Raw genomic sequence first — 17,989 nt, 5'->3', positions numbered from 1 at the left:
TGAAGGAAAATGCATGTCAGAATAATATCCAACATGCACAACCTCCTTTATAACTCTCTAAAGCATGCATTTAGTGCATCTTTTATCGTTTCTACACCAACAATTTCAATTCCCTGCGGAAATTCCCAACCACCAATATTCGAAGAAGGAATGAAAGCTCTTTTAAATCCAAGCTTCGCCGCTTCAATGACTCGCTGTTCTATACGTGATACCCGACGGACCTCACCTGTCAGTCCGACCTCACCAATAAAGCAATCCGTTGCACGCACTGCCTGATCCTTAAAACTAGATACAATGCTTGTCAACACCGCTAAATCTATTGCTGGCTCATCCAGCTTGACACCACCAGCAACTTTAATATATGCATCCTGAGCTTGTAGCATGAGACCCATACGCTTTTCTAGTACAGCCATTAGCAATTGTACTCGGTTTTGATCTACACCTGTAGCCATACGTTTAGGATAGTTAAAGCTTGTAGGTGTAACTAAGGATTGAATTTCAACAAGGATTGGCCTTGTCCCCTCCATTGAGGCTACAATAGTTGACCCTGCCGCACCTTGTGAACGCTCCTGTAAAAATAACTCAGAAGGGTTTAGAACTTCCTTTAACCCACCTTGAAGCATTTCAAATATAGCAATTTCATTTGTAGATCCGAAGCGGTTTTTTTGGCTTCGTAAAATACGATGATTATGATGTCTCTCCCCTTCAAAGTACAGTACAGTATCCACCATATGCTCTAAAATACGTGGCCCTGCAATTTGTCCCTCTTTTGTGACATGCCCTACTAGAAAAATAGCAATGCCTTTTGTTTTAGCGATTCGCATCAGCTCAGCTGTACATTCACGAACCTGTGAGACACTACCTGGGGCGCTTGTTACTTCTGGATGAAAAACCGTTTGTATGGAATCGACAATGACAAATTTAGGTTGTACTTCATCAATGGTTTGGTTTAAAAACTCTAGGTTTGTTTCGGAGTATATGTAAAGCTCTTGAGAAATCACTCCTAAACGCTCTGCTCGTAATTTCGTTTGACGAATGGATTCCTCTCCGGAAATATAAAGTACGCGATGCCCTTTATTCGAGAGTAATGCGGAAACCTGTAATAGTAATGTTGATTTCCCTATTCCAGGATCGCCCCCAATTAATACTAGAGAACCAGGTACAATGCCCCCGCCTAATACACGGTTGAGTTCGCCCATTTCTGTTGCTACGCGCGATTCTTCAGTAGCTTCCACTTGGATAATCGGGATTGCCTTTTGAGTAACTGTAGCAGAATGTTGAAATGCTCCACGTGGGCCTTTTGCAACCATTTCTACTTCTTCCACCATTTTATTCCATTCACCACACCCAGGGCATCTTCCCATCCATTTAGCAGATTCATAGCCACAGCCTGAACATACAAATTTCGTTTTTTTCTTTGCCAAATTGCTTTCACCTCGAATATTTGTTCTTATCCTTAATTGTACAGAAAAAAAGACAGCTTGGCACTTAAAGCCTTACTGTCTTTTCTTGAAATTATTTAGAGATGGAAACTCCCTCTTTTTTCTTTACAACAAACTCATCGTTTACGTAATCAATGACAACCTGATTACCCTTTTCTACATTACCCTTTAGTAATTCTTCTGATAATCGATCCTCTACTTGTTTTTGTAATGCACGACGTAGTGGACGAGCACCATATTGAGGGTCATAGCCTTCTTCAGCAATTTTTTCAAGTGCTGCATCAGTCAGCTCTAACGAAATGTCTTGCTCTTGCAAGCGTTTTGTTAAAGCATTGCCCATCATCGCAATGATTTCTTTTAAGTGCTCTTTTTCTAATGCGTGGAAGACAATCATTTCATCGATACGGTTTAAGAATTCTGGACGGAATGCTTTTTTCAATTCTTCTAACATCGTACCCTTCATGTCTTTATGCTTAGACTCTGCACCACCTACATTGAAACCAAGGTTCTTTTGGTATTTTAATGCATCTGCACCAACGTTTGACGTCATAATGACCACTGTATTGCGGAAGTCTACTACACGTCCCTTAGAGTCTGTTAAACGACCATCTTCAAGCACTTGCAATAGAATATTGAATACATCAGGGTGTGCCTTTTCAATTTCATCTAATAAAACGACTGAATATGGCTTACGGCGAACTTTCTCTGTCAGTTGGCCACCATCATCGAAGCCTACATAGCCCGGAGGTGAACCTACTAAACGAGAAGTCGAATGTTTCTCCATGTACTCGGACATGTCAACACGAATCATCGCATCCTCATCGCCAAACATTACCTCAGCAAGTGCTCTTGCAAGCTCTGTTTTACCAACGCCTGTAGGTCCTAAGAAGATAAATGAGCCAATTGGTCGTTTTGGATCTTTTAAGCCAGCTCTTGCACGACGTATTGCACGAGAAATCGCTTCTACTGCTTCTCCTTGCCCTACTACACGTTTGTGTAACTCTTCTTCAAGCTGTAATAACTTCGAAGATTCTTCAGAAGCAATTTTAGCTACTGGGATTCCTGTCCACATTGATACAACTGCTGCTACATCATCCACAGTCACTTTAGATTCGGCTTTACCTTGCTCTTCTTTCCAATTTTTTCGAGTAGCTTCAATTTCATCCTTCAGCTTTTGCTCTGTATCTCTTAGCGCTGCTGCCTTTTCAAATTCTTGACCTGATACGGCTGCATTTTTTTCAGAACGAACATTTTCAAGCTTATCCTCAAGCGCCTTTAAGTTTGGTGGTACTGCGAATGAGCGTAAGCGTACTTTAGAACCTGCTTCATCGATTAAGTCAATCGCTTTATCTGGTAAGAATCGATCAGAAATATATCTATCACTCATTTTTGCCGCTGCTTCAATGGCTTCATCTGTAATTTTCACACGGTGATGCGCTTCATAACGATCGCGTAAGCCTTGAATAATTAGAATAGCCTCTTCCACTGTCGGCTCATCCACTTGGATTGGTTGGAAACGACGCTCTAAGGCCGCATCCTTTTCAATGTACTTGCGGTACTCATCAAGTGTTGTGGCACCAATACATTGAAGCTCCCCACGTGCTAAAGATGGTTTTAAGATATTTGATGCATCAATCGCACCTTCAGCACCACCCGCACCAATTAATGTATGCAATTCGTCAATAAATAAAATGATGTTGCCTGCTTGGCGAATTTCATCCATCACTTTTTTCAAACGATCTTCAAATTCTCCACGATATTTTGTACCTGCAACAACTGTCCCCATATCTAGTGTCATTACACGTTTGTCACGAAGGATTTCTGGCACTTCGTTATTAATAATTTGCTGTGCCAATCCTTCAGCAATCGCTGTTTTACCAACACCTGGCTCACCAATCAATACAGGGTTATTTTTCGTACGACGCGATAAAACTTCAATAACTCGTGTAATTTCCTTGCTTCGGCCAATAACAGGGTCTAAAGTACCTTCACGTGCAATTTGTGTTAAATCACGTGCTAGACTATCTAATGTTGGTGTATTGGCAGCTTGAGCTGCTTGTTGGCCAGATTGTGCATTATCATTATTACCTAATAGCAATAATACTTGCTGGCGAGCTTTATTTAAACCGACTCCCGCATTGTTTAAAACGCGAGCTGCCACGCCCTCACCCTCACGTATAAGCGCCAATAATAGATGCTCTGTACCGATATAGGAGTGACCTAGTTTACGTGACTCATCAACAGATAATTCAATTACTTTTTTAGCTCTTGGTGTATAATGTACGATTGGACCGACATCTTCTTTGCCCTTACCAACTAATTCTTCAATGCCAGCTTCAATCATTTGAGGACTAATATCAATGGCTTCTAACGCTTTCGCAGCAATACCGCCGCCTTCACGTATAAGCCCTAATAGAATATGCTCTGTACCGATAGATTCGTGCTTCCAACGAATAGCCTCTTCCTGAGCAAGCTGTAATACTTTTTGCGCGCGTTGTGTAAAACGATTAAACATCATATAAATCCTCTCCTTTTTCCCCATTTATAGGCTTATTCGCATGTTCTTGAGATAATGTCTCACGAAGCATCTCCGCTCGTACACGATCCCGCTCAGCAGGTGGTAATGCCTCACCTGCATAGTGCTGTAAAAAACCTGGTTGCATACTAACAACACATTCATTTAAGGTCGTTGTTTGTATACCATCAATCAATTGTAAATCTACTCCTAAACGAACATTAGATAGGCAAGTAGCAGCTTCCTCACTTGTTAAAATTCTTGCATGTGTAAGGGTACCTAAAGCTCGATATACGCGATCTTCTAGCGCAAGCTCTGCCTTTTCCATTAATTTACCTCTTGCATGCCGCTCTTTTTGAATAATCTTTTCAGCGACACTTTGTATATCTGCTAAAATATCTTCCTCTGTCTTCCCAAGTGTAATTTGGTTAGACACTTGATAAACATTCCCTAAATTTTCGCTTCCTTCACCATATATACCTCTTACAGTCATTCCTAAGCGTGTCATGGCATTTATAATTTGATTCATTTGCCCAGTTAATGTAAGAGCGGGTAAATGCATCATGACGGATGCTCGTAGACCCGTACCAATATTCGTTGGACAGCTTGTTAAATAACCAAAAGTATCTCGAAAAGCATACGGTAATACTTTCTCTAGGATACGATCAATCTTATTTGCTTGTTCATAAGCACTTTGAAGTTGAAAACTTGCTGTCATACATTGAATGCGTAAATGATCCTCTTCATTCACCATAATGCTAACGGATTCGTCTTCAGAGAGTAGTATAGAGCCCACTTGCTCTTTTTTAGCCAGTTGCGGGCTAATCAAATGCTTTTCTACAAGAATTTGACGCTGTAAAGGGGTTAAATCCTTTATAGCAAAATAAGCATAATCATTTTGAAGAGTTGGGCTATCGCTGACAGCATGTGTAACGGCCTGTTCCACTTGCAGTGCCTCATTTTCTGAAAACGCTAATGGAAAACGATAGCCATCTAAATTTCGTGCAAGGCGGATCCGTGTACTAATGACGATATCTGAGTAATCATCTTTGATATGCATCCAAGTTGGTGTCGCACGCTCTAAAAATGATTCAATCATCATGTCACATCACCACCTTCAAATTGTAGATGCTTCTCTAGCTCTTTAACTTCATCACGTAGCTTCGCCGCTTCTTCAAACTGTTCCTCATCTACGGCGGATTTCATACGCTTGCGGATATCTTCTATTTGCTTTTTAATAACATACACATTACTGCGAGCACCAGGCATTTTTCCAATGTGTTGTGGACCTGCCTGAATACGATTAAAAAGCTTTGGCAAATGATCTCCAAATGTGTCATAACAGCTTGGGCACCCGAATTTTCCTTCTTTTAAAAATTGCTTATACGAAAATCCACATTGTGGGCATGTTTGCTGTTGTGGTTGTACCTGTTGTTTTTCCCCCACCTTTTGCCATGTAGGAGAGCCAAACCAGTTAGACAATAACTGTTGAATAGATACTGGCTCTTGTTTAAACTCTGCATGAAATGGATGGAATTGTGAGGCGCAGACGTCACAATAATGATGCTCTACTTTTTGCCCACTTTGAACTTGTGTTACTGTAACTGTCGCATTACGTTGTTTACAATGTTCGCATATCATTTCCATCACCTCACTATTTTTGTTGTTCATATTTTATTGTTGTCAGCATTGCTCGCAATATTTTTGATCGAATGACATCTCTTAATGGGAGATGCAAGTCGATCGTGGAGCGATCAATTGCTGCTAACATTAATTTCGCTTCTCGCTTGGAAATTACCTGCTCATCAATGAGTCGATAAACCAAATCTTCTGCCATTGTTTGTGATGCCCCACCTTCAATTTGCCTGAGAACATCGTCGATTAAATCAATCTGTGAATTCGCGCGGACACGTAAAATTCGAATGTATCCACCACCACCACGTTTGCTCTCAACAAGGTAACCCCGCTCGGCAGTAAATCTTGTATTAATAACATAATTTATTTGTGATGGTACACATTGAAATTTATCAGCGATTTCACTACGTTTAATTTCAATATGCCCTTCTCCACCTAATTCAAGTACTTGCTTTAAGTAACCCTCTATGATGTCTGATATATTACGCATTTTAGGAATACACCTCGCTTGCTTCACTGACTTTGACTATCTTTGACTTTCTTTGAGTATATTATACAAAACGCTTGAAAAAAATTGCAATGATTTCGCCCATAGAAAAGTGGAAAGTCTTGAAAAAGGCTTTTTAAGAGCCGAAAAGAGCCCTTTTTCGATCATTTGTTTACGGTTTAATAATTTCCTTATACACCTAATGTACCCTTATTCGTCATAGAAAAAACGCAAGCATATGCAACTAGCATATACTTGCGTCTATGAAAATTATACCCAGCGACCAACAATTGGATAACGCCAAGGTTCATCAGACAATGCTTTTACGATACCGATGATCGGTACCACAAATACCATAATGCCGAAAATGATTAAAAATGGTAAGCCAATAAGGACAAAGCTTAAACCAACAGAGATAGCAATTAAAACACCCATGACAATTTGGAATAGCAGTGCTTGAATAGAAATTGCCTTTACTTCCTCATCCGAACTAATTAAAAAGAAAATAATGGGCACTAACCATGGCGCAAAAAATGCACTTGCGTGTATGATTACTTTAGACCATTTAGTCTCCATATATATCAACCCTTTCTTTGAACTTTATTCTATGTTTTATGTACTACTATTTACGGAACTATACCCGCAATAGTTTCACATTAAGAAAGATTTTTTTAAAATTTTTTTGAAAGGCTGTGAGGAGCGTTGGAATTTAACAACACATTAGCAAATGAATATGAAAAGGGTATTCGCCGTACATTGCCTAGTTATGATGCCATGCTACGTTTAATACAAACTTTTTATCATTCTAGGCTATCAGAAAATGCTAACATGCTAGTCGTGGGAGCAGGAAGTGGCAATGAAATTATACAGTTTGCAGAAGGAAGACCTCACTGGTCATTCACTGGCATTGATCCATCAGAATCCATGCTTACTATAGCTAAAGAGCGTTTACTCACTCTTCCTAATGATATGTCATTCCATCAGGCTACAATACTTGATGCTTCGCTGCCCTCTACTCAGTATGATGCGGCAAGTTGTGTTCTCGTCTTGCATTTTATTCATGATTATAAAGAAAAGCTCGAAACAATAACAGAAATAGCAAGACATTTGAAACCTGGAGCACCATTTGTCCTTGTTTCAAAATATGGTCAGCTAGGCTCTTTAGAAACAGAACTACAATTTGATTTATGGCGTTCTTATTGGCTACAGCATACTAGACTTTCTTTATCCGATGTAGCAGAGATGGAAAAATCCATTCGTTCCCTTTCTTTTATGAGTGAAGAAGAAATTTTAATACTTTTACAAAGTGCGGGTTTTACTAAACCTTCTAGATTTTTTGCCACTACTTTGTTCGGTGGTTGGGTATGCTTTAAAGAGGAGCGCTAACTATTTTGTAGTAAATAATTTGAGGTGAAAACCGTGATAAGCACCATTGGCATTACAAAGCAACAACAATTGTTAAAGGATTTTCCATTAGAAGAGATACATCAGCAAGAATTTGAATGGTATTGGGTTGATTTTAATTGTCCTACAGCCGAGGAGGAATCATTGTTGGATACATTTTTCCACTTTCACCCTCTCGCTATTGAAGATTGCTTAATGAGGTTGCAGCGTCCTAAGCTCGATTTTTATGATGATTTTCATTTCTTTGTCATTCATCGGGTAAACGAAGAGACGTTAGCTGCGGAGGAGGTTAATATTTTTGCCTCCAATAAATTCATCATAACCTTCCATAAAAATCCTGTCCCTGAGATAGAGAAGGTGCAAAAGATGCTGGAAAACCAACCGAAGAATTGGGAGCGAGGTACTGTATACCTAACGTATCAAACTATCGATAAAATTGTTGACAGTTATTTTCCACTCGTTTACAAAATTGAAGATCATTTAAATGCTTTAGAAGGTGAACTTACATACCAAAGTAATGTAAATGCCATGAAAATTGTCTTCGAGTTCCGTAGTGACTTGCTTGACTTAAGACGTACTATTTTACCAATGCGTGATCTTTTATATCGCATTCTCAATTCTTACCGTTTCTCACTAAAAAAATCGGAGAGAGCTTATTTTGGAGATATCTACGACCATCTACTTAAGCTAACAGAGATGGTTGAATCTAATCGAGAGCTTACAGCAGACATGCGGGATAGTTATATGGCTATGAGTTCTAGCAGAATGAATGGCATTATGATGACTTTAACAATTGTATCAACTATCTTTATACCACTTACCTTCATTGCTGGTGTGTATGGGATGAATTTCGATAACATGCCTGAGCTACATGGGCAATACAGCTATTTTATTGTACTTGGGATTATGATAATTATCGTTATCTTTATGTTGGCTGTCTTTAAACATAAAGGCTGGTTTAAACTGTTTAAACCATAAAAAGACTGCTCGTTTTCATTAAAACGAGCAGTTTTTTTAATCTATTAATACGGTCCTCTGTCATCAATCTTATTATCACCCTGCTGTGGAAATAAAAAGTAGGCTAATACCCCTGATCCCAAAGCTGCACATATGGTAATTAATAATTGCTCAACATCTGGTACCTCAGCGTGATAGTTTCGTAGCATATAAACAGAACCAATGGCAACAATCACCATCACAGGAATAACAAATTTAAAACGTTTTTTCTCCATACCACCCCTCCTTCCATTTTTATTTTCGTACGATTTTTAGATTGCTAAACAGTTCGTATTTTACAGGTTTCCTATTTTAAATTCAAATTTACATCGCTTCACTATTTGGACTAACAATAAAGTAAAAAAATAAAGAAATATCCAATTTTTTAACCAAATATTCAGCAAATAATAGTAAAATAGATTTAATCCCATTTATTTATTAAATATACAAACCTAACAAATTTCAAAAGTGCTTATTTACTTACAATTTATTATGGATATTAAGAATGGAGCAAATAATAATGAGTTGGTTTTCAAAAAATAGTAGTTCTAGCTACGCAATTATATTAACACCTGAAAATTTTAAGAGCGGTGTACAGTTAGATGTATTGAACCACCCCAATCTTCAAAAACAATTACAACTTTTAAATTTAACACTTGAGGATTTAGCTATCATTAAGCAGCTACAGCCTTTAGCTAAAGACTTAATTCCTGAAATGGTGGAGAAATTTTATGCAGCCATTAGTTTGAGCCAAGATTTACTTGATATTATTAATAGAACATCACATATTGATCGTTTGAAAATCACGTTACATAAACATTTAAGTGACATTTTTGAAAGTCATATTAATGATGCCTACATTGCTGAACGAAAAGCCATTGCTGAGGCTCACGTTCGAATTGGCTTGCAGTCAAAGTGGTATATTGCCTCATTCCAGTCACTCACTACTACTTTTGCAAACTTTGTGAACGAGGTGGATATTTCTAAAACAGATGCTATTCGTGCTATAAACGCTTTTTGTAAAATCATTAATTTTGAGCAACAACTCGTGATTGAGGCATATGAAAAAGAGGAAGAACGTATTCGCTCAGCAGCAGATGCAACAAAAAATTCCCTTGTAACGACGATCCAAAGTACTGCAGAAGAGCTTAATGCCATTAGTGAAGAAACAGCCGCATCATTATTAGTGATTTCCTCACAAACAGATGATATTGCTGTAGCAACCAAGCAAGGATTGAACTTCGTAGCAGATACACAAGAAAAATCAAGACGAGGCCAACAGCAATTGAAAGAACAAAATGATTTAATCCAAGTTATTTTGCAAAGTGTCAATGGTCTTGAGGTAACGATGAACCAACTACGTACCTCTTCTCAAAAAATTTCTGAAATCGTTGGGCTAGTTACAGGCATTGCTGATCAAACCAATTTATTAGCATTAAATGCTTCTATTGAGGCTGCACGAGCTGGAGAACATGGGAAAGGTTTTGCAGTAGTGGCTGAGGAAGTTCGTAAACTTGCGGAGGAAACAAAAAATGCCGTCCAAAATGTTTCTCACCTTATTAAGGAAACAGAAAGTAATATTACGACTATGGCTAATTCAGTTACTAATGTTGATCAAAAAATTCAACATAGTGTCAATACACAAGAAAGTTTATCCAAGTCATTTAATGATATTGCTGATGCAGTTTCTGGCATTCAGCAGCAATACGTAAATACATCTAGAGATATTTCAGCTATATCTAATTTAATCACTGAATTATCGCAAGGTGCTACACTAGTCTCTTCTTCTTCCGACTCGCTCATTAATGTTGTCAATGAACTAAATATGTAAAATAAAAAAGGGAACTCATTTGGAGTTCCCTTTTTCCTTAATGCGGCAATGCACGTTTTTGTTTACGGTGCTCTCGTCTTGCTGGCCCAGTTTCAAATAAACGCTTCTCTTCATCTGTTTCAGGATAGATTGAGGGAACTGGTACGGGTTTCCCTTCCTCATTTACTGCAACCATCGTGACAAATGATTCTGTCGTTAATTTTTCCTCGCCAGTCTCAATATTGCGAGAAACAACGCGAACATAAACCTCCATTGAAGAACGTCCTGTAGACGAAACAATACTCTCGATTTCAAGAATATCTCCTACATGTGCAGCGGATAAAAAATCAACCGAGTCAATAGAAGCTGTCACTACAAGGCCTTTCGCATGTTTCATTGCTGTAATAGCAGCAATTTCATCAATATAAGCTAACACTCTTCCACCGAAAATAGAATTGTGATTATTTGTGTCTGGGGGTAATACGAGACGCGATTGAACCGTACGTGATTGGCTCATGGGTACAGCGTTGTTTGGCATAATTCTTGCAACTTCCCTTCTCATGTTGTTCTTTCGTCATCGTATCGCAGAAAAAGAGCTGATGCAAATTTAGAACGATTTTTTAATCGAAATAAATTTCATATCAGTCATTTCTTCTATAGCCCACTTAATTCCTTCACGTCCATAACCACTCATCTTTACTCCACCATATGGCATGTTATCTACTCGGAATGTCGGAATATCATTAATAATGACAGCACCAGCCTGTAATTCATCTGCTGCATATAAAGCATCTGACAATATATTCGTGTAAATACCTGCATTTAGGCCAAGGTCCGACTCATTTACAAGTCGAATTGCGTCGTCTAATGTTTCATATGAAACAATTGAGACGATTGGTGCGAATGTTTCCTGACAAACAATTTTCATATCAGCTGACACATTCGTCATAACTGTTGGCGTTAAAGTACGTTCAGTAAATACGCCTCCAGTTGCAATCATAGCCCCCTGTTCTTGTGCCTCCTCAATCCATTCCCTAATACGTTCCACTTCATTTGGATTTATCATGGCACTAACATCTGTTGTCTTCTCTAATGGATCTCCTACTATAAGCTTTTCTGTTTCTGCAACAAATGCTTTAGTAAATTCATCAATAATGGAGGAATGCACATATATACGTTGTAACGAAATGCATACTTGTCCAGCAAAGTTAAAAGCACCGCTTACACAACGACTGATAATTTTATTTATTGGCGTAGATGGTTCGACAATTACTGCAGCATTAGAACCCAGCTCTAAAGTTACTTTACGTAAGCCTACTTTTTCTTTAATCTTCAAACCAACCTTACCACTACCTGTAAAGGTTACTTTTTTGACATATGGATGTGTGACAAGCGTATCACTAAGCTCACCCCCACTTCCTGTCACAATTTGTAATGCCCCATCGGGTAATCCTGCATCTCGGAAAATTTCTGCCATAACGATAGCACTTAGTGGCGTTTGTGTTGCTGGCTTTAATACAACTGTATTGCCCACTGCAAACGCTGGGCCTAACTTGTGTGCCACTAAATTGAACGGAAAATTAAATGGCGTAATGGCTGATATTACACCTAAAGGTTCTCTTTTTGTCCAGCCTATTCGATCTCCTGCTCCAGGGGCTGCATCCATTGGAACCGTCTCACCTTTTGCCTGTTTAGCTCCTTCAGCTGCAAAGTGATAGGTTGCGATTGTACGGTCAATTTCAGCTAAACCTGCAACAATAGGTTTTCCAGCCTCTAAGGCTAAAATCTCTGCAAGTTCTTCTTTTCTTTGTCGCATTATATCAACGACTTTATATAATATTTCGGCACGTTCGTAGGCTGTTGTCTTTTTAAACGATTGGAATGCCTGCTGCGCACCTTCGATAGCTTTCTCTACATCTTGAATAGATGCTTTAGCTACATGAGCAATAACCTCACCGCTATATGGAGAAGCTAGCTCATAGCTTTCCTCTGCATCATGCCACTGACCATTAATCCAAAGTTTTGTATCCTTCATCCTTCAAATGCACCTCCAAATAATCATGTTCTTCTTTATTCTATCACGAAGAACTTGAACTAGACGCAATGGCAGCTGCACTAACCGCTGCAATCATTGCTGCTTGCTGTGCTTGGATTAATAGCTCAATAGAAGACATAATGGTCATGGACAAAGACTTTTGTACCTTTGCCATATCATAAATAGCAAATTGTACAGCCATAAAGAGCACAAATTCACGATGCCATTTTAATAACTTCATGTCTTTTAATTCATGGTATAAATCAATCAACCCTTGAAGTTGTGCTTTATCCAGGTTAAGTATGGCTAAAAAGCCAAGTAAAGGATAATGCATAGCCTTGACTTTAACGTTTTGCTTTTTGAGCCCATCACGAAGGGTTACAACATCGGGTACTAGCTGACCATCAAATTTGGGTGATAAAAATGTTAATACCTGTGAAAGCCATTGGAGCTCATTGCCAGCATTAAAATTATATGTTCTTAGTTCTTTATAGTATCGATTCATGGTATCCGCGCGCAATTCAACATCATCAGATGGACTGCTTAATAATATGGCATAAGGAATGTCCTCATATGAGGTTAAAAATGGATGATGTTTACGTATAGCATCAAATAAGGCTCTTGCCACCTGTGCATGCGTCTTTTTATCCTGTTCATCCTCCGTCAAGAATTGTGCTCCAATATAGCTAAAATTGCCGCTTCTGAATTTCGCTTCCTTTAAGATGCTCACATTTGTAAGTAAATTCTTCACTGCCTTTTCTGCATCATCTTGCTCCATGAGGTTGGCAGCAATACTATATCCAACGGTTGTCCGTAAAGGAGACAGCCATGAAGATTGCTTCTTCATCTCTTGTAAAACATTTTTATACTTCGTTGCATCAAAAGTTTTTCCTGAGGCTACAAATGTACTAGCAATAGCTAACACAATTTTACGGTCCACCGTCCAGCCTGCAGCCTTTGATACCTCCTCTACTGTATTGGCAAATTCATTTTCAATCATCACATAATCCATATTTATCACACTCCTTTACCCGTTTTACGTAACATAATGTGAGAAAGATTCACCCTCTTTGTAACAATTAACATAAAAAGTAAACATAATTTAATGTATGTTACTTACTTTATTTGATTTAATAGAAAATATTAACAACCTATGAAGGAGGTATGGCCGATGTTAGCAAAAACCACAAAGAAACTATTATTTACCATGACCTTAAAGGATCGATTAAATCTATTCCTTTTCCTAAAAAATTCATCCAATAATATCGCTTTACATACTCTTTTCCATAAAAATTAATATCAAAACACTTGAACGACCAAAATCAATATTCATCATTCCTATAAGAAAAGAGTCATGTGTCCTAAAGCCTCCCTTTCCATACAATAACTTTTCTACTTCCAGATAAAAAAACAGCGGCAGAAAAACTTTGCCGCTGTACAGATAACTTGTTAAATTAACCCTAGCTCTTGCAGTTCTTCAGAGTTGAAGGCTCTTGACCTTGTTAGGAAACGTTTTCCTTCTACGCCCTCGAGTGAAAACATGCCGCCTCTGCCGTCCACCACATCCAATATGATTTGTGTATGCTTCCAGTAATCATATTGATTTTTGTGCATATAGAAAGGGGCACCACCCACTACACCAAGGCACACATCCTGATCTCCTATTAGCAAATCCCCTTCTGGATAACACATTGGTGAGGAGCCATCACAGCATCCGCCTGATTGATGAAACATAACGGGCCCATGTTTCTCTTTTAATAGATCGATTAGTGCTAGCGCTTCTTCCGTAGCTAATACACGTTCAACCACGCTCATGCACCTCCCTACGAATTAGAAGAAACCAAGTTTGTTTTCGCTATAGCTAACTAATAAGTTTTTCGTTTGTTGGTAATGCGCTAACATCATTTTATGATTTTCACGACCAACACCCGACATTTTGTAGCCACCGAATGCAGCATGTGCAGGATATGCGTGGTAACAGTTTGTCCAAACACGACCAGCTTGAATTTCACGACCGAAGCGATATGCCGTATTTATATCTCTCGTCCAAACACCTGATCCTAAACCATATAATGTATCATTCGCAATTTCCAATGCTTCCTCTTTCGTTTTAAATGTCGTGACAGCAACTACTGGTCCAAAAATTTCTTCTTGGAATATACGCATTTTATTATGTCCTTTGAAAACAGTTGGTTTAATGTAGTAGCCATTTTCGAAGCCTTCACCTACATTATTTTTGTCTCCTCCAATTAGACATTCTGCACCTTCTTGCTTACCAATATCTAAATAAGAAAGAATTTTTTCCATTTGTTCACTAGATGCCTGTGCACCCATCATTGTGTTTGGATCAAGTGGGTTGCCAACTTTAATGGCTTCTACTCGCTGTAATACGCGCTCCATAAATTTATCGTAAATTGATTCCTGAATCAGTGCACGGGAAGGACAAGTACATACTTCCCCTTGATTTAGAGCGAATAGCACAAAGCCTTCAACAGCTTTATCTAAAAAGGCATCATCTTTATCCATAATATCTTCAAAGAAAATGTTTGGCGACTTACCACCCAGTTCTAATGTTACTGGAATAAGATTTTGAGAAGCGTATTGCATAATTAAACGCCCTGTTGTTGTCTCACCTGTAAAGGCAATCTTACCAATGCGTGGATTTGATGCAAGCGGTTTCCCTGCTTCTAAGCCAAATCCATTCACAACATTAATGACACCTGGTGGTAGTAAATCTTCTATTAATTCTAAAAGCACCATAATAGATGCTGGTGTTTGTTCTGCAGGTTTTAATACGACACAGTTTCCAGCTGCAAGTGCTGGCGCAAGCTTCCATACAGCCATTAATAACGGGAAGTTCCAAGGTATAATTTGGCCAACTACGCCAATTGGCTCGTGGAAATGATAAGCAACTGTATCGTTATCTATTTGGCTTACTGAGCCCTCTTGAGCACGTAATACCCCAGCAAAATAACGAAAATGATCAATTGCAAGAGGGATGTCTGCATTTAATGTTTCGCGTACCGCTTTACCGTTATCCCATGTTTCAGCAACGGCTAGCTTTTCTAAATTTTGCTCGATACGGTCCGCAATTTTAAGTAAAATGTTTGCGCGTTCTGTTGGTGATGTTTTGCCCCATGCATCCTTAGCAGCATGTGCCGCATCTAATGCATGTTCAATATCCTCAGCTGTGGAACGTGCTATTTGTGTAAAAACTTGTCCAGTAACAGGAGTAACGTTATCAAAGTACTGACCCTTCACTGGGGGTGTCCATTCGCCACCGATATAATTATCATATTTCTCTTTGAATTGAACTACCGATCCTTCAGTGTTTGGAAATGCATAAACCATTTTACTTCTCCCCTTTACACAATTTAATGAGAACTATCTACAAAAAACGTTATTTTATATCGGAATAACAATATTTTCATAGAAACCCTCTCACCTAATATATTGTCAGAAACATAAAATAATTTCAACTTTTTCAAAAACTTTTCCAACTAATTTATTTTTGCTAGAAAAGCTTCTAGCATTCACTGTATGTGCGACGTTAAGGTATACTTAAAAATAATATAAAATATAGGAGAACAATATGCGTATTAATAAATATTTAAGTGAAACAGGCATCATATCTCGTCGTGGTGCTGATAAATGGATAGCAGAAGGAAAGGTAACAATTAACGGAGAACTGGCAACGGTTGGTAGTCAAGTTGAAACAGGAGACATTGTTTGCGTTGATGGAAAAGAGGTAAAGAAAGAACAACAGCTTGTTTATATTGCTCTAAATAAACCTGTCGGCATTACAAGTACGACAGAGCGTCATATAAAAGGCAATGTTGTTGATTTTGTCAATCATCCTCTACGTATTTTTCATATCGGGCGTCTTGATAAGGAATCAGAGGGGCTATTATTATTAACGAATGATGGAGATATCGTCAATAAAATTCTACGTGCTGAAAATCATCATGAAAAAGAATACATTGTTCAAGTTGATAAGCCTATAACTGCACAATTCATCCAAAAAATGGGTGCAGGTGTCGATATTTTAGATACAACAACCTTACCATGCCATGTGGAAAAGATTTCAGATAAAGTATTTAAAATCATTTTAGAGCAAGGCTTAAACCGCCAAATTCGTCGAATGTGCTCAGCACTAGGGTATTCCGTTAAGCGTCTACAACGCATTCGTATTATGAATATTAAGCTTGGTAATTTAAAGGTAGGGCAATGGCGTGATTTAACGGAGAAGGAACGAACAGAACTATTCAAACTACTTAATTACACACCAAAATAGATACATCCAAAGGGAGGGACGAGGACTATGATATCCATTCAAAGCACAGAACAACTAACAGGGGTACGAATTAGCGCGGATTATTGGGATTTAGATGAACTAATTAATGCTATTTATAAAGTAACTGGTGACGAAAATAAATACTATGATTATCAGGGTCCTCGACTACGTATTTTAAGCGTTTGCTATAAACTAAGACATGCTATGCTTGGTGAGCATCACCTAGAGTTTGTTAGTAATGGACTTAATAAGAGTGTTCTAACACAACATGAACTCATCTTTCCAAATAAGAATGTCTATTTTTCAACAGAAATTCTTTGGCCAGAAATTATCTTTAGTGCAATCGCATTAAATGATTTTATTGAACTGCACCAAAAATTAAACAATACTTCTATATGGAATCATGAGATAGCTATTATACGTAAATTTCAAGCGGTTATTGCTGAATGTTTAGAGCAGGAGGTAAGTGACGAAGATTATGTTGTGTTTTTAAGAATGTTACATGCTAAAAACCCCTTAACTTTCCGTTTTGCAACTCAGTACGTGGATATTCTAAATCTAGAGTATATTGAATTAAGTAAAGAGGAACGTCAGGCACATTTAGCTGCATTTGCTGTGCGATTAATGGTAGAGGACCATGAATATGTAGCATTAAAATCCCACCTGATGGAAGCAGCTATGGCAACGAAACAAGCATTACATGATATTCAAATTCAACTTAATTATCCTGAAGAAATACTGTGGTGAACGAATCATGCCGTCTCAAAATAATTGAGACGGCTGTTTTTCTATTCAATTATTTTGTAGGCCATTTTATAAATAACTTCCTTGTGCTGAGGATATTCTGCTAAAAGCTCTTCCTGTGTGAACAATTCAAAGTCCTCAAAGTCAAAGCCTGGCGCCACCATACATCCGACTAAACTAAACGTCTCAGATTCCTCCACCGACGAGCCGAAAATTGTATGCTTTGGTACTGCAAGCTGAGGGACTTCCCCCGCTTCTATATTCAAGCCAAGCTTCTTCGCTTCATATGTCCCATCTGGGAAAATCATATGAACTGTTAGTGGGCTTCCTGCGTGATAATACCATAGCTCGTCCGATTGTAGACGATGTAAATGTGAAATATCCTGTGAGCGCAGAAGGAAATATATACTAGTATAAATCGGTCTCTGTACATCTCTCACTGCTATATCGTCCGATGCACGAAACGATGAAATGTAATAGCCTCCTTCAGGATGTTCGGCTAACTTTAAATGTTCAATAAAATATTGTGCTGAATACTTCAAAAAGCATCACTCCTTTTTTCAACCTTACCAAAAAGTAAAGTGGAAATGCTACCTCTGATTTTCTTTCAACATACAAGCCAAAAAG

Annotated in this window: 18 protein-coding genes and 1 pseudogene; 6 read left to right on the top strand and 13 right to left on the bottom strand. The window is 38.3% G+C overall.

The genetic code is table 11. The annotated features are described in order from the left end of the window. Positions 1-47: 47 nt before the first annotated feature. The 6 genes from radA to VK91_RS20560 all read right to left on the bottom strand — a co-directional run bounded on the left by radA (position 48) and on the right by VK91_RS20560 (position 6,655). Positions 48-1,424 (bottom strand): DNA repair protein RadA, encoded by a 1,377-nt coding sequence (radA, locus tag VK91_RS20585; protein WP_004233577.1) that lies wholly within the window; start codon positions 1,422-1,424, stop codon positions 48-50. 91 nt (positions 1,425-1,515) lie between these two features. Further along, positions 1,516-3,960: an ATP-dependent Clp protease ATP-binding subunit gene (locus VK91_RS20580; RefSeq protein ID WP_048395540.1), complete on the bottom strand. Its 2,445-nt coding sequence runs from the start codon at positions 3,958-3,960 to the stop codon at positions 1,516-1,518. Further along, on the bottom strand, positions 3,950-5,059 hold the full coding sequence (locus VK91_RS20575; protein ID WP_048395539.1) for a protein arginine kinase: 1,110 nt from the start codon (positions 5,057-5,059) through the stop codon (positions 3,950-3,952). Before VK91_RS20575 ends, VK91_RS20580 begins: the two co-directional genes overlap by 11 nt. Then, entirely contained in the window at positions 5,056-5,598 is a 543-nt protein-coding gene (locus VK91_RS20570) for a UvrB/UvrC motif-containing protein (protein ID WP_004233574.1), read from the bottom strand. The genes VK91_RS20575 and VK91_RS20570 overlap by 4 nt, the downstream gene beginning before the upstream one ends. A gap of 13 nt (positions 5,599-5,611) precedes the next feature. After that, on the bottom strand, positions 5,612-6,082 hold the full coding sequence (locus tag VK91_RS20565) for a CtsR family transcriptional regulator (protein ID WP_004233573.1): 471 nt from the start codon (positions 6,080-6,082) through the stop codon (positions 5,612-5,614). A gap of 267 nt (positions 6,083-6,349) precedes the next feature. After that, positions 6,350-6,655, bottom strand: coding sequence for a DUF4870 domain-containing protein (locus VK91_RS20560; protein WP_048395538.1), 306 nt, complete (start codon positions 6,653-6,655; stop codon positions 6,350-6,352). 126 nt (positions 6,656-6,781) lie between these two features. On the opposite strand from VK91_RS20560, the gene VK91_RS20555 reads away from it, so the two are divergent. Next, the gene (locus tag VK91_RS20555) at positions 6,782-7,465 is read left to right on the top strand and encodes a class I SAM-dependent methyltransferase (RefSeq protein WP_048395532.1); all 684 of its coding nucleotides are present in this window, start codon (positions 6,782-6,784) and stop codon (positions 7,463-7,465) included. Positions 7,466-7,498: 33 nt separating this feature from the next. Continuing rightward, the gene (corA, locus tag VK91_RS20550) at positions 7,499-8,461 is read left to right on the top strand and encodes a magnesium/cobalt transporter CorA (protein ID WP_048395530.1); all 963 of its coding nucleotides are present in this window, start codon (positions 7,499-7,501) and stop codon (positions 8,459-8,461) included. Positions 8,462-8,505: 44 nt separating this feature from the next. Here corA and VK91_RS20545 read toward each other — a convergent pair whose 3' ends face one another. Beyond that, positions 8,506-8,715: a hypothetical protein gene (locus VK91_RS20545; protein WP_048395528.1), complete on the bottom strand. Its 210-nt coding sequence runs from the start codon at positions 8,713-8,715 to the stop codon at positions 8,506-8,508. A 269-nt stretch (positions 8,716-8,984) separates the two neighbouring features. On the opposite strand from VK91_RS20545, the pseudogene VK91_RS23375 reads away from it, so the two are divergent. After that, positions 8,985-9,545, top strand: a pseudogene (locus tag VK91_RS23375) (protoglobin domain-containing protein); the annotation flags it as partial. After that, entirely contained in the window at positions 9,528-10,310 is a 783-nt protein-coding gene (locus tag VK91_RS23370; protein ID WP_231595752.1) for a methyl-accepting chemotaxis protein, read from the top strand. The pseudogene VK91_RS23375 and the gene VK91_RS23370, both read left to right, overlap by 18 nt. Before the next feature lie 37 nt (positions 10,311-10,347). Here VK91_RS23370 and VK91_RS20535 read toward each other — a convergent pair whose 3' ends face one another. The 5 genes from VK91_RS20535 to adh all read right to left on the bottom strand — a co-directional run bounded on the left by VK91_RS20535 (position 10,348) and on the right by adh (position 15,675). Continuing rightward, entirely contained in the window at positions 10,348-10,827 is a 480-nt protein-coding gene (locus tag VK91_RS20535) for an acyl-CoA thioesterase (RefSeq protein ID WP_004233566.1), read from the bottom strand. A gap of 69 nt (positions 10,828-10,896) precedes the next feature. Next, positions 10,897-12,324 carry an aldehyde dehydrogenase family protein gene (locus VK91_RS20530; RefSeq protein WP_048395524.1) on the bottom strand — a complete coding sequence of 476 codons (1,428 nt, stop codon included), beginning with the start codon at positions 12,322-12,324 and terminating at the stop codon, positions 10,897-10,899. 43 nt (positions 12,325-12,367) lie between these two features. Continuing rightward, on the bottom strand, positions 12,368-13,336 hold the full coding sequence (locus tag VK91_RS20525; protein ID WP_048395523.1) for a DUF4003 family protein: 969 nt from the start codon (positions 13,334-13,336) through the stop codon (positions 12,368-12,370). Between the two features lie 437 nt (positions 13,337-13,773). Beyond that, on the bottom strand, positions 13,774-14,133 hold the full coding sequence (locus VK91_RS20520) for a DUF779 domain-containing protein (protein ID WP_048395522.1): 360 nt from the start codon (positions 14,131-14,133) through the stop codon (positions 13,774-13,776). A 21-nt stretch (positions 14,134-14,154) separates the two neighbouring features. After that, complete coding sequence (gene adh / locus VK91_RS20515; protein ID WP_004233561.1) at positions 14,155-15,675, bottom strand: aldehyde dehydrogenase; 1,521 nt, start codon at positions 15,673-15,675, stop codon at positions 14,155-14,157. A gap of 241 nt (positions 15,676-15,916) precedes the next feature. Between adh and rluF the strand changes: the two genes are divergently transcribed. Both rluF and VK91_RS20505 read left to right on the top strand, forming a co-directional pair. Next, complete coding sequence (rluF, locus tag VK91_RS20510; RefSeq protein WP_048395521.1) at positions 15,917-16,618, top strand: 23S rRNA pseudouridine(2604) synthase RluF; 702 nt, start codon at positions 15,917-15,919, stop codon at positions 16,616-16,618. 27 nt (positions 16,619-16,645) lie between these two features. Further along, positions 16,646-17,365 carry a hypothetical protein gene (locus VK91_RS20505; RefSeq protein ID WP_048395520.1) on the top strand — a complete coding sequence of 240 codons (720 nt, stop codon included), beginning with the start codon at positions 16,646-16,648 and terminating at the stop codon, positions 17,363-17,365. Positions 17,366-17,406: 41 nt separating this feature from the next. Here VK91_RS20505 and VK91_RS20500 read toward each other — a convergent pair whose 3' ends face one another. After that, positions 17,407-17,904: a cupin domain-containing protein gene (locus VK91_RS20500; RefSeq protein ID WP_048395517.1), complete on the bottom strand. Its 498-nt coding sequence runs from the start codon at positions 17,902-17,904 to the stop codon at positions 17,407-17,409. Between the last annotated feature and the right edge of the window lie 85 nt (positions 17,905-17,989).

This window comes from Lysinibacillus sp. LK3 (assembly GCF_001043675.1).
Classification (GTDB): Bacteria; Bacillota; Bacilli; order Bacillales_A; family Planococcaceae; genus Lysinibacillus; species Lysinibacillus capsici.
This window is presented reverse-complemented; position numbering and strand designations above follow the sequence as displayed.